General features: G+C 40.7%; 9 protein-coding genes and 3 pseudogenes. 1 reads left to right on the top strand and 11 read right to left on the bottom strand.

Annotated elements, in window-relative coordinates:
* Positions 1-72: 72 nt before the first annotated feature.
* The 3 genes from C6347_RS04795 to C6347_RS04785 form a co-directional block, all read right to left on the bottom strand.
* Entirely contained in the window at positions 73-906 is an 834-nt protein-coding gene (locus C6347_RS04795) for an undecaprenyl-diphosphate phosphatase (RefSeq protein ID WP_050944681.1), read from the bottom strand.
* A 127-nt stretch (positions 907-1,033) separates the two neighbouring features.
* On the bottom strand, positions 1,034-2,176 hold the full coding sequence (locus C6347_RS04790; protein WP_106048260.1) for an AI-2E family transporter: 1,143 nt from the start codon (positions 2,174-2,176) through the stop codon (positions 1,034-1,036).
* A gap of 65 nt (positions 2,177-2,241) precedes the next feature.
* Entirely contained in the window at positions 2,242-2,634 is a 393-nt protein-coding gene (locus C6347_RS04785; protein ID WP_106071469.1) for a DoxX family protein, read from the bottom strand.
* Positions 2,635-2,835: 201 nt separating this feature from the next.
* On the opposite strand from C6347_RS04785, the gene C6347_RS04780 reads away from it, so the two are divergent.
* Complete coding sequence (locus tag C6347_RS04780) at positions 2,836-3,840, top strand: Gfo/Idh/MocA family protein (RefSeq protein ID WP_106039137.1); 1,005 nt, start codon at positions 2,836-2,838, stop codon at positions 3,838-3,840.
* Positions 3,841-3,901: 61 nt separating this feature from the next.
* Here C6347_RS04780 and C6347_RS04775 read toward each other — a convergent pair whose 3' ends face one another.
* The 8 genes and pseudogenes from C6347_RS04775 to C6347_RS19590 form a co-directional block, all read right to left on the bottom strand.
* On the bottom strand, positions 3,902-4,426 hold the full coding sequence (locus C6347_RS04775) for a type 1 glutamine amidotransferase domain-containing protein (protein WP_106039136.1): 525 nt from the start codon (positions 4,424-4,426) through the stop codon (positions 3,902-3,904).
* 90 nt (positions 4,427-4,516) lie between these two features.
* Positions 4,517-5,470, bottom strand: coding sequence for a methyl-accepting chemotaxis protein (locus tag C6347_RS19620; RefSeq protein ID WP_374955726.1), 954 nt, complete (start codon positions 5,468-5,470; stop codon positions 4,517-4,519).
* A pseudogene (locus tag C6347_RS19615) lies at positions 5,462-6,505 on the bottom strand (HAMP domain-containing protein); the annotation flags it as partial. The gene C6347_RS19620 and the pseudogene C6347_RS19615, both read right to left, overlap by 9 nt.
* A gap of 165 nt (positions 6,506-6,670) precedes the next feature.
* Positions 6,671-7,618 (bottom strand): methyl-accepting chemotaxis protein, encoded by a 948-nt coding sequence (locus tag C6347_RS19610; RefSeq protein ID WP_374955725.1) that lies wholly within the window; start codon positions 7,616-7,618, stop codon positions 6,671-6,673.
* A pseudogene (locus C6347_RS19605) lies at positions 7,613-8,506 on the bottom strand (HAMP domain-containing protein); the annotation flags it as partial. The pseudogene C6347_RS19605 and the gene C6347_RS19610, both read right to left, overlap by 6 nt.
* Before the next feature lie 317 nt (positions 8,507-8,823).
* A complete protein-coding gene (locus C6347_RS19600; protein WP_374955724.1) occupies positions 8,824-9,774 on the bottom strand; it encodes a methyl-accepting chemotaxis protein in 951 nt (316 codons plus the stop codon).
* Positions 9,769-10,659: pseudogene (locus tag C6347_RS19595) on the bottom strand (cache domain-containing protein); the annotation flags it as partial. The pseudogene C6347_RS19595 and the gene C6347_RS19600, both read right to left, overlap by 6 nt.
* Positions 10,660-10,940: 281 nt before the next feature.
* Positions 10,941-11,768, bottom strand: coding sequence for a methyl-accepting chemotaxis protein (locus tag C6347_RS19590; protein ID WP_374955723.1), 828 nt, complete (start codon positions 11,766-11,768; stop codon positions 10,941-10,943).
* Positions 11,769-11,840 lie beyond the last annotated feature (72 nt).

Here is an 11,840-nt window from a genome sequence, read left to right as displayed (position 1 = left end):
GCAGACCTGACAACGAATGCGAAGGTTTGTCTATACGCTGAAACTACTCTTTTATAAGAGTAGTTTACAGCATTACATGAACAGGATAAATAAAATCACACCTAGGATAATTCGGTATATCGCAAAAGGCACAAGTTTGATTTTATTGATCAGTTTTAGGAAGAATCGAACAACAAAGAGAGCCACAACAAATGCACTCACAAAGCCGACGATAAAGAATGGCAACATGTCTGTTGTTAAATATTCGGCATTTTTCACAAGTGTTAACAAGCTTGCGCCTGCCATAATCGGCATCGCCATGATAAATGTAAAATCAGCTGCAGCACGGTGATTCAAACCAAGAATAACCCCGCCTGCAATCGTCGAACCTGAGCGAGAGAAGCCTGGCCATAATGCCAAACATTGAAACAGTCCGATATAAAGCGCCTGTTTGTACGTCATGTTATCGACAGAGCTTGTTTCTGTTTTACGTTTATTGATCCAGTCAGCGACAAGCATCAACACTGCGCCTAAAATCAAACCGACAGCGACTGTTCTCACGTCAAACAAGTATTTATCAATATAGTCTTCAAATAAGAATCCTAAAATGACGGCTGGGACGAGTCCTACTGCAATTTGAGCAATGGTCAGCTTATGCCCGCTGCGCTTTTGTTCTTCGGTGATATTTTTCTTTAAGCCTAACAAGTTCAAAATACGATCCTTGAACACAATCATGACTGCTAAAATAGAACCTAACTGAATCACGACTTTAAATGTGTTTGCCGCCTCTGGCGTAATGATTTCCTTTGATTTTAACCATAGATCATCGACTATGATCATGTGACCTGTAGATGAGACAGGTGCATACTCTGTTAATCCTTCGACAATTCCTAAAACCAGTGCCACGAATAAATCCCATAGATTCATGATTTTCTTTCCTTTCAATTCTGATCTTTTGAACAGTCCAACCATCTATGTCCACATAAAGACAAGCTTTCTTCATCGAAAGCTCGTCTTTATGATACTATATTTTTTTCAAAAAAAGATTATGACATTAAACCTTTTCTTCTTTGTACAAATTGGATCGCATTTTGAACCAATCAAACAAGTGGGTCGTGATGACCTTCAGGACGGCATATGTTGGAATCGCGACAATGATGCCGACTACGCTGAACAATTTACCTGCTGTTAATAGAACAAAAATAATCGTGATCGGATGGATATGAAGGTTTTTCCCCATGACCTGAGGTGAAATAAATTTCCCTTCAATGAGCTGAACCACTGTCCAGACAATGATGAGTTTTAAAAGCATCACTGGTGATGTCACAAGCGCAATCACAATCGCTGGTGTAATCGCAATCGTTGGACCAAGGTAAGGCACCACACTTGTACATGCCGCAATGATCGCCAGCAGCAACGCATAGTCAAGTCCAATAATCAGATAACCGATTAAAAGAAGAACACCAATACAGAAGCTGACAATGATCTGTCCGAGAATATAAGAGCTCAGGCGATGGTTCATTTCGTGAAGCACGATATGTGTATGATCTCTAAACTTATTCGGAATAAATTTCAGGAAATAGTCAGGTAATTTTTTGCCGTCTTTTAATAAATAAAACAGAATGAACGGAACGGTCACGATCGAAATGATGATTTCGGTGAGCGCCCCTAAGAAAGTCCCCACTCCGGTAAAGGTGCTTTCCAAAATCTTCGTCGCTTGACTTGACGCTTTACTCACCAATTCAGAGACGTTAAAATTCATCGCTTTCTGCGCTTGATTAATAAAGTTGCTTCCCGTTAGTTGGCGAATCTGTTCTTCTACCGTATCAACATATTTCGGAAGGTTATGAAACAGACTCATCGTTTGTGCTTGTAAAAAAGGAATAATAGACACAATGGTCACTGTAATGATACCAATAATGACAATATATAAAAGCAAAATTGAAAAGATCCGTTTGACTCTAAACCTCTCTAACAAGTTGACAATCGGATTTAATAAATAATACACGACCCCCGTTAAAATAATCGGTAAGGCGATGGTTTTGACGAGTACAATGAGCGGTGTGAAAATAAAAGATGTTTTCATGAAAACAAGGATATTCAATCCAATTAATAGCAGGACGAGTAAAAAGAGAACAAACTTGTTATCAAGAAAAAATTTTTTAAATCGACTGCTCCACATTTGCATAGAATTCATATCGTTCCTCCAAACTCGAACTATTTTATTAATAAATTGTACACTACCTGATCATGATATGGTGGTCATTGTTTCAGCTTTTTTTCCCATTTCGCAATGGACATCGCCCATATAATGAGAATCGGCTGTCCAATAAGCCTTATCCATAGCAAGGCCTGCTCTGTGCTTTTTTGACCTGGAATTGGAATTCCCTCTCGTGCAGCAAATAAGTTTGCAGGGAAAATGAGTACAAGATAGACAGCCATGATTTTTGCTGCTGCAATCCTGACATTTGGCAGAAGCAGCAAAACAGCCATCAGCCATTCAAAGCATGCAGTCGCATAGACTATCACATATGGAAATAGCCAGCCTGACATCATACGGGCAAAGCCGCTCGGCTCTATCACATGAAAAATACCGGCTGCTATGAATAAAAGCGCAAAGACGTATGTACTTCCTATATGCAGGGTGCGCTTCATGTTCGTTTCCTCCTCTCCCTTCTATCAGAGTATTACCCGAATGAAGGAAGAAACTACCCACTTTTCGTACATTTATATCCTTTATGTAAGACGCATCAGCCTATATAAAGGTTTCATCCGCTCTTCAATAAAAAGAATGTTCTTTCATACAAACGCTTTCAAAGGATGTATAATCAGAGAAAAGCAGAAGGAGGGAATGACATGATTCGATTTGCTGTCATCGGAACGAACTGGATTACAGATCGATTCTTACAGGCCGGTGAAGGAGCAGCTGATTTTACATGTACAGCCGTCTATTCACGGTCCGCTGAAAAAGGCCAGGCATTTGCCGAAAAATACGGTATTGATACAGTTTTTACGAACTTACATCAAATGGCGGAAAGTGATGCGTTTGATGCCGTGTATATTGCAAGTCCAAATGCCCTTCATAAGGAGCAGGCCATGTTGATGATGGAGCACCAAAAGCACGTTTTATGCGAAAAACCATTCGCCTCTCACCGAAAAGAAGTGGAAGAGATGATTGCTGCAGCGAAAAAACATCAAGTGTGTTTAATGGAAGCGATGAAAACGACATTTCTGCCAAACTTCCTGCAAATCAAACAGCATCTTGATCAGCTCGGGCCCATTCGGCAAGTGGTCGCTCATTACTGTAAATATTCCTCAAGATACGATGCTTACCGAAATGGCGAGATTCCAAATGCTTTTAAGCCTGAATTATCCAATGGTTCTTTAATGGATATCGGTGTGTATCTTGTCTACCCGGCGATCTATTTATTTGGTCTGCCGAATCAAATCACCGCGAGAGGCTATAAGCTTTCTTCTGGTGTAGATGGGAGCGGCTCTGTCCTTTTACAATATGACGGGCATCAAGCACTCCTTTTTCATTCTAAAATTTCAACGTCTCATTTATCTGCGGAAATTCAAGGAGAGGACGCCACGATGGTGATTGATCAATTCCACCGTCCTTCGCGTATCACGTTCCACGATCGTCAAGGACATCAAACCGATATCTCTCTCAAAGATGATCAGCCAGCCATGTATTATGAAATCTGTCATTTTATTGAGTGTATTCAGCAAGGAATGGGGCAGTCTCCAGTCAATACATTTGCCTTATCTGTTCAAACCATGTCCGTCATGGACGAGGCGAGAAAACAAATGGGCGTGATGTATCCTGCCGATAGACAAAATGAATGGGGCATGAAATGATGAACAAAGGGCGAACATGATGTGCAAGTTCGCCCTTTGTTTTTTGTTTCGGATCCTTTGTTTATGTTGCCGCTAACACATCCGCAAATGCTTTCACATATGGAGGGAGATCCGGCGGACGTCTGCTCGAGACGAGGTGGCCATCTGTGACGACTGCTTCATCAAACCAGTCCGCTCCAGCATTTGTCATATCATCTTTAATACCAGGTGTACTTGTTACTTTTTTGCCTTGCAGGATTCCTGCTGAAATCAGCACCCAGCCAGCGTGGCAAATTTGCCCGATTGGTTTTGCCTTTGCATCAAATGAACGAACAATGTTTAACACTTCTGGATAACGGCGCAGTTTATCTGGTGCCCATCCACCAGGGACAAGCACAGCATCATATTCATCCGCTTGAATGGAATAAAAATCTGCATCAGATACAGCCGGCACACCGTATTTTCCGATGTACTCATGCTTTGCTTTTTCTCCTACAAGATGCACAGTTGCCCCTTCTTCTCTTAAACGCAGAACCGGATACCATAGCTCTAAATCTTCAAAATCATCACTGACAAACGCAATGACCTTCTTATCTGATAAACGCATAACATCTCTCCTATTCTTTCGATTTCCTCTATTGTACGAGATGACCTCTTAAAAAGAAAAGCGGTTCCCCTTGAGGAGAACCACTTGATCTTATTCGCTGATCTTGAATCTTTTAATTAAATCACGTAATTCTTCCGCCATTTGGGAAAGAGTCGTAGATGAAGAACTAATCTCTTCCATAGAAGCAAGCTGTTCTTCAGCAGATGCGGCGATATCTTGGATGCTTGCTGAACTCTCTCGTGATACATCGGCAATTTCATTCACCGCTTTAGAAATTTGCTCAGATCCTTTTGAAAGCTCGCGTACTGTTGTATTCATTTCATTGATTCTTGTTGCGATTTCCGCTGTTTGCAGATTAATTTGTGAGAAGCTTTCTTTCGTTTGATCTGTAATGGAAAGACCATTCTTCACTTCTTCATTCACTGATTTGAACATATTTTGAGATGTTTCGATTTCAGATACGATTTCTTTCACAAGCTTTTCAATCTCTTTTGCTGAATCCGATGATTGAACTGCAAGTTTACGCACTTCTTCTGCGACAACAGAGAAGCCTCTGCCTGACTCACCTGCACGTGCTGCTTCAATGGCAGCATTGAGTGCAAGTAAATTCGTTTGATCCGCAATGCCGTTAATCACGCCTAGGATGTTTGTGATATCTTTTGATTTATGCTCCAGCCCGTTGATCACCCCTTCAGCTTCTTTCACTGAATGGTCGATCGTCTTCATTTGGCCAACGGTTTGCTCCACAAGCTGCCCGCCTGATTCCGCTACTGTTTTTGATTGAATAGATGACGCTGTGATGACATCAGACGTTTCTGCGACTTCGTTCAGTCCTTCGTTCATTTGTTTTAAATGAGACGCACTTTGTTCCACCATTTCGCTTTGATTTTCGTTGCCGTTTGAGAATGATTCAATAGATGATGTAATATGTTCGGTTGCTTTTGTTGTTTGACCTGCACTTGCCGTCAGTTCTTCAGATGAAGAAGCCACGTTTTCTACAGATGTTTGTACAGCTTGGATGACATCTCTTAATGACTCACTCATTTCATTAAAGCTTGTGCCTAGCTGTCCAATTTCATCTTTTGACCGGACATCAATTTTTTCTGTTAAATCTCCCTCACTGATCTTCCTTGAGGAAGAGACAAGTATAGAAAGTGGTTTTGTAATGGAACGGATGATCAAGAAAATCAGAATCCCGCCAATGATGAGCGCGCCTGCTAAAATGATAGCGGCCATGTTAAAGACTGGCTGTGCAGCTTCTTCTACTTCCGTCACAAACATCGTACCGACAATTTTCCAGCCAGTCGCTTTGTTTGTGGTGAACTCCATTTGCTTTTCTTTTCCTTCAAACATATAACTCATAGAACCTTCATCTTGTGAATAAAGCTTTTCTAGCCATTCACCAGATAATTTGGATCCAGCTTTTTTCGTTGGATGGGCAACAAAGGTACGATCCGGACTTCCAATAAAGGCATAGCCTTGTTTCCCAATGTTTATGCTATTTGATTCTTTTACTAGATTCGCAATGTCTAGGTTCATTGCAATGACTCCTGATCCGTCCTCTAACTTTTTAGAGATTGTGACCACAAGCGTACCGGTTGAAGCCGTTGGATACGGTGCTGAAACAGACAGCTCCCCGTTTTTCGCCCAGCCGTCTTTATACCAATCCCGCTCCGTTGCGACATAGTCAGCAGGCATTTTTTTATTAGGATATCTTGAAAACACTTTGCCATCACTTGAAGCGACAAAAATGCCTTCTGTGTCATCATTCATACTCATGAACTGCTCAAAGCGCCCTTGAATATCTGTCGTGCCTTTTTGCTTAAGCTTTTTCTCCGTGATCCATTTGCTAAAAAAATCGGCTGCGTCTGTTTTCACTTTCACAACCTTCGTAATATTTTTATCTAGCTGCTCTACGTTCTCCTTGGCGCTTTGCATGATTTGATCATTTAAAGAGGTGCTCGCCGTATGATATGAAGAGAATGCCAATACAATGATTGGGCATAAGAGAATAAATAAGAAAGAGAATACGAGCTTTTTTGAAATAGATGGCTTCCTGAAATACTGTATGAATTTCATAAAAAAGAAAACTCCTTTTAGTAAGATAGTATATATATCGGAAGTACTACTAGGTTATTTACTTTTTTAATTTATTAAAGTCTAAATAAGTCCAAAACACCCAAATTATATGCATCGAATGGAAAAACACCTGACGTCAAAACGTCAGGTGCTTCCTTATATCTCTTACATTTTAAATTGTTTAATGAGCTCTCTTAGCTCTTCTGCCATCTGAGATAACGTGGCAGAGGATGAGCTGATCTCTTCCATAGATGCCAGCTGTTCTTCTGCGGATGCTGCGATATCTTGGAAGCCTGCGGAACTTTCTCTTGAAAGCTCTTTGATTTGATTCACCGCATGTGAAATATCATTTGAGCCATGCGAGAGTTCTTTGGCGGTTCCGTTCATTTGTTTCATTTGTTCTGTCATTTCTGATGTTTTATCGGTGATTTTCTCAAAGCTGACTTTCGTTTCATCTGTAATGTTTAATCCAGCTTGTACTTCACCTGCTACTTGTTTAAACATTTTCTGTGACTTTTCAATTTCCTCCACAATCTCGTTCGTCAGGCTTTCAATTTCCTTTGAAGAGCTTCCTGATTGCTCTGCCAGCTTACGAACTTCTTCTGCAACAACAGAGAAACCTCTGCCTGCTTCTCCTGCCCGAGCGGCTTCTATCGCAGCATTTAAAGCAAGGAGATTGGTCTGGTCAGCAATGCCGTTAATGACACCCAGAATGTTAGTAATATCCTTTGATTTCTGCTCTAAGCCTTGAATAACAAGCTCTGCTTCTTTCACTGCCTGCTCGATGGTTTGCATTTGACCTGCTGTTTTTTGAACGAGTTCTCCACCAGCCTGAGCCGTTTTGCTCGAATCAATCGACGATTCCATCATATGTGAGGTCGTATCGACCATATGGGATAAGCTGCGATCCATTTCATTCAACTGGACTGAGCTTTTTTCGATCATATCATTTTGGTGTTCAGTGCTGTTTGAGAACTGTTCAATAGATGATGTGATATGCTCAGTCGCTTGGGTGGTCTGTCCCGCACTGGCTGTTAACTCTTCAGAAGAAGCAGCCACATTTTCAATAGAATTCTGAACAGCTAGAATGACGTGTTTCAGCTTTGCTGACATCTCGTTAAAACTCTGCTCAAGCTTCCCGATTTCATCGTGTGTACGAACTTCAATATGCTGGGTCAGATCACCCTGACTGATTTTCTCAGCCGATTCAGAGAGCTCTATCAGTGGCTTTCGAATCGATTTAATAATAAAATAAATCGCGATTCCGCCTATGGCAATCGCAGCTGCCAGTATGATCATTGTTAAGTCGAGAACTGGCTGTGCAGCTTCTTTGACTTCGCCCAAATACATTGTTCCAGCAAGCTTCCAGCCTGTTGCTTCATTTGTGTCAAAAAACATTTGCTTCGGCTTTCCATTGTATTCATATTTGAAGCTGCCTTGTTTTTTATCATACAATTTCGATATGAAATCACCTGTCAATTTCGCCCCAGGCTTGTCTGTTTTATGGGCAATATAATGCTGATCTGCAGTCGCGACAAACGCATAGCCTTCTTTGCCAATTTTGATGCTGTTTGTATCTTTCACGATCGTGTTCAAGCGCACATTGATCCCAATCACACCAGAACCATCTGCTAATTGTTCTGATATTGTGATGAGCAGGTCATCTGATGACTTGCCGACAAAAGGATCTGAAATGATGAGTTTCTCATCTCCCATCGATTGTTGAAACCACGATTCGTTTTTTGCGCTCGAGGCACTACCTTTGTGAATCTTGGAATATTCGGTTAGTTTACCATTTTGATCTGCAATGAATACTTCCACCACATCTTCATCTGTTTCCGATAATTGCTCTAATTTTACCTTGAGTAAATCCTTGTTTTTAGAAGCCAATTCACTCTTTTTTACCGATTTGGCTAAATAGGAAACGATATCAATTTTAGGCTGTACATCTTTATTAATGAGTTCGTTTAATTGCTGAACACCATTTGCAGCACTAGACATAATCTCATCATTGAGAGACTTTGATGCCACTTCATAAGAAAATGCTGCCAATACGAGAATTGGCACTAGGAGAATCGCTAAGAATGCAGTAATTAATTTCTTCGACATTGTAAAGTGCTTAAAAAAGTTGATTTTTTTCATGACTCTACTCCTTTTGAATTATGATTTGTGGTCTTTCCCTTCTATTCTTAGGTAATACGAATTATTTTTCAAGACTTAATGTTCGAAAATTAATCAAAATGATTAAATTCACCTATTTCTTTTGATTTACTTAATGAAAAAAGAGCCCTCTAGCTGTAGGACTCTTTTCATTATGTCTATTCGACTTTAAATTTGCTGATCAAATCACGCAATTCTTCTGCCATTGATGAGAGCGTAGCAGAGGATGAGCTGATTTCTTCCATTGATGCCAGCTGTTCTTCCGCTGAAGCCGCTATGTCTTGAATGTTTGCGGAGCTTTCACGTGAGACGTCTGCAATCTCACGGACAGCCTCTGACACATGGGCAGAGCCATTTGAAAGCTGGATAACCGTTTGATTCATCGTTTGAAGCTGGTCAGAAATTTCTTTTGTCATTTCGAAAATATTGTGGAAGCTGACTCTTGTTTGTTCAGTGAAGCTTAAGCCTGATTGAACTTCTCGATTCACCGCAGTGAATACTTCCTGTGATACATCGATGTCTTGAACGATCTCTTTAATCAAATTCTCGATTTCTTTCGCCGAATTGGCTGATTGAACAGCCAGTTTTCTTACTTCTTCTGCTACAACGGAGAAGCCTCTGCCAGATTCCCCAGCTCTTGCTGCCTCGATTGCTGCATTTAGCGCAAGTAAATTCGTTTGGTCAGCGATTCCATTGATGACACCTAGAATTTGTGTAATGTCTTTTGATTTACTTTCAAGAGCGCTGATGACATTCTCTGCTTTTTTCACGGACTGATCAATCACATTCATTTGAGAAGCGGTTTTTTCCACAAGCTGTCCGCCTTCCCCTGCGATATCTGTTGATTTGATCGATGAAGCAGTAATGGATTCAGCCGACTCATTCATGTGCTGAAGGCCTCGGTTCATTTCTTCTAACTCGTCTGAGCTGGATTCGACTTTGTCATTTTGACTTTCATTTCCATTGGAGAATTGTTCAATGGATAGTGTAATATGCTCTGTTGCTTTACTTGTTTGCCCTGCGCTGGCGGTCAGTTCTTCTGATGAAGAAGCGACATTTTCGACCGAGGTTTGGACGGCACCAATGAGGGTTCTTAATGAGTCAATCATTGTATTAAAGCCTTTCCCAACTTGGCCAATTTCATCATCTGATTGGATCTCAAGCTTATCGCGCAAATCACCTTCGCTGACTTTTTTCGAGAAGCGGGCAAGGTTGGATAATCTTTTAGATATAGAGCGGACGATAAAGAAGATAAGGGTACCTGCTACGATAAGTGTCACACTGAACACAATAATGGCTGTATTGAAAACGGGCTTTGCTGCATCTTCTACTTCTGATACGAGCATCGTTCCACCGATTTTCCAGCCGGTTAATTCATTGGTCACATACGCAACCTTTTTATCTATTCCTTTGAGTGTGTAGCTGCCGTTTCCTTCTTTGTTTTCAAAAATAATATTCGCCAGATTCTCATTTACCTGACTTCCTGGCTTTTGGGTCGGATCTGCTAAAACTGTTTTATCCTTCTCCATGATAAAGGCATAGCCTTTTTGCCCAATTTTGATTTCTTTTAATTTTTGCAGTAGGGTGTCAATTTCTAAATCAATTCCAATAACACCTGAACCATCTTTCATTTTTTGAGTAATGGTGATGACCATTTTCCCTGTGGAGGCTGCTACGTATGGTTTTGTGATGACTTGTTTGCCGTTTTCTGCATTGAGTGCCTCTTGATACCATGGACGCTCTCTTGGATCGTAGCCATCAGGCATCTTTTGAACAGGATATTGCATAAACAATCCCTTTTCGGAGCCTGCATAGATAGCAGAAACATCTTTTTCATTAATTTTTCCAAATTGCTGCAATTCTTTAATGGTCGCATTTCTATTTTTTTCTTGAAGATTAGACGCTTTGAGTGTATCTGTAAACAGGGTCACAGCATCTGCTTTGTTTCCTATATTCTCATTGATTAAGGTATCAAATGCATTGACTTGACTCATCGCACTGCCCATAATCTGTTTGTCTAGCTCTGTCTTTGATGTAAAAAATGCACTAATTGTCAGTGCAGTGGTTGGCAGGATAAGGACTACCAAAAAGGCAATAATTAATTTTTTTGAAATGGATGGTTTTTTTAACCATTGGATCATTTTCCCCATTTTCTCTTTCCCCCTTTACTTCTCTAAAGTTATTATCGGATGAAAGGTTTATTTTTACAGGCTGAAAACGATGTTTAAACATAAAAAAAATACCCAGACAATTCTGGGTATTTTTTCATCATTTTTTAATCAATTTTAAATTGACTTGTGCGCTCTTTTAGTTCCTCTGCCATGTTAGCAAGTGTCACAGAAGAAGATGAGATTTCTTCCATAGATGCCAGCTGCTCTTCAGCAGAAGCCGCAATGTCCTGAATGTTTGCCGCACTTTCTCTAGAGACTTGGCGCATCTCCTGCATAGCTTGTGAGACAAGCTTTGAACCGCTCGATAGATCAATCGCTGTATCGTTTAATTGAGTCAGTTTTTTCGACATTCCTTCTGCCGCCTCATAAATTTTCTGGAAGCTTTCTTTTGCTTCTTCTGTCATACCGAGTCCTGCATGTACTTCTCGATTGACCGTTTTGAACATATCTTGAGATTTAGCAATTTCTAACACAATTTCTTGAATGAGCTTTTCAATTTCTTTCGCTGAATCTGCGGATTGGACAGCTAGTTTTCTCACTTCTTCTGCAACGACGGAGAAGCCGCGTCCTGATTCACCTGCTCTTGCTGCTTCGATGGCTGCATTTAGCGCAAGTAAATTCGTTTGATCTGCAATGCCGTTAATAACATTTAAAATGCTCGTAATATCTTTAGACTTGTATTCTAATTGTTTCATGACTTGTTCTGCTTCTTGTACAGATGTATCAATATGTTTCATTTGGCTCGCTGTGCTTTCAACAATTCGGCCGCCTTGACCAGCAGCCTCTGTCGATTGAAGTGAGACAGCAGCCACTTCTGATGACGTATGTGACATGTCTTGTAACCCTTCATTCATTGCCACAAGCTGATTCGTACTAGATTCGACTTTCTCGTTTTGTGCTTCATTTCCATTTGAAAATTGTTCAATCGACATCGTGATATGTTCAGTTGCTTGACTTGTTTGGCTGGCACTTGCCGTCAGCTCCTCGGAAGCGGAAGCCACATT

It is taken from the genome of Bacillus sp. NMTD17 (genome assembly GCF_002998735.1).
GTDB lineage: Bacteria > Bacillota > Bacilli > Bacillales > Bacillaceae > Bacillus.
This window is presented reverse-complemented; position numbering and strand designations above follow the sequence as displayed.

Bases quoted from the DNA above. Each gene is read 5' to 3' on its own strand.
- C6347_RS19610 (WP_374955725.1), bottom strand. From the start codon at position 7,618: ATGTCAGCAAAGCTGAAACACGTCATTCTAGCTGTTCAGAATTCTATT.
- C6347_RS04790 (WP_106048260.1), bottom strand. From the start codon at position 2,176: ATGAATTCTATGCAAATGTGGAGCAGTCGATTTAAAAAATTTTTTCTT.
- C6347_RS19600 (WP_374955724.1), bottom strand. From the start codon at position 9,774: ATGATTGACTCATTAAGAACCCTCATTGGTGCCGTCCAAACCTCGGTC.
- C6347_RS04795 (WP_050944681.1), bottom strand. From the start codon at position 906: ATGAATCTATGGGATTTATTCGTGGCACTGGTTTTAGGAATTGTCGAA.
- C6347_RS19620 (WP_374955726.1), bottom strand. From the start codon at position 5,470: ATGAGTGAGTCATTAAGAGATGTCATCCAAGCTGTACAAACATCTGTA.
- C6347_RS04780 (WP_106039137.1), top strand. From the start codon at position 2,836: ATGATTCGATTTGCTGTCATCGGAACGAACTGGATTACAGATCGATTC.
- C6347_RS19590 (WP_374955723.1), bottom strand. From the start codon at position 11,768: ATGTCGATTGAACAATTTTCAAATGGAAATGAAGCACAAAACGAGAAA.
- C6347_RS04785 (WP_106071469.1), bottom strand. From the start codon at position 2,634: ATGAAGCGCACCCTGCATATAGGAAGTACATACGTCTTTGCGCTTTTA.
- C6347_RS04775 (WP_106039136.1), bottom strand. From the start codon at position 4,426: ATGCGTTTATCAGATAAGAAGGTCATTGCGTTTGTCAGTGATGATTTT.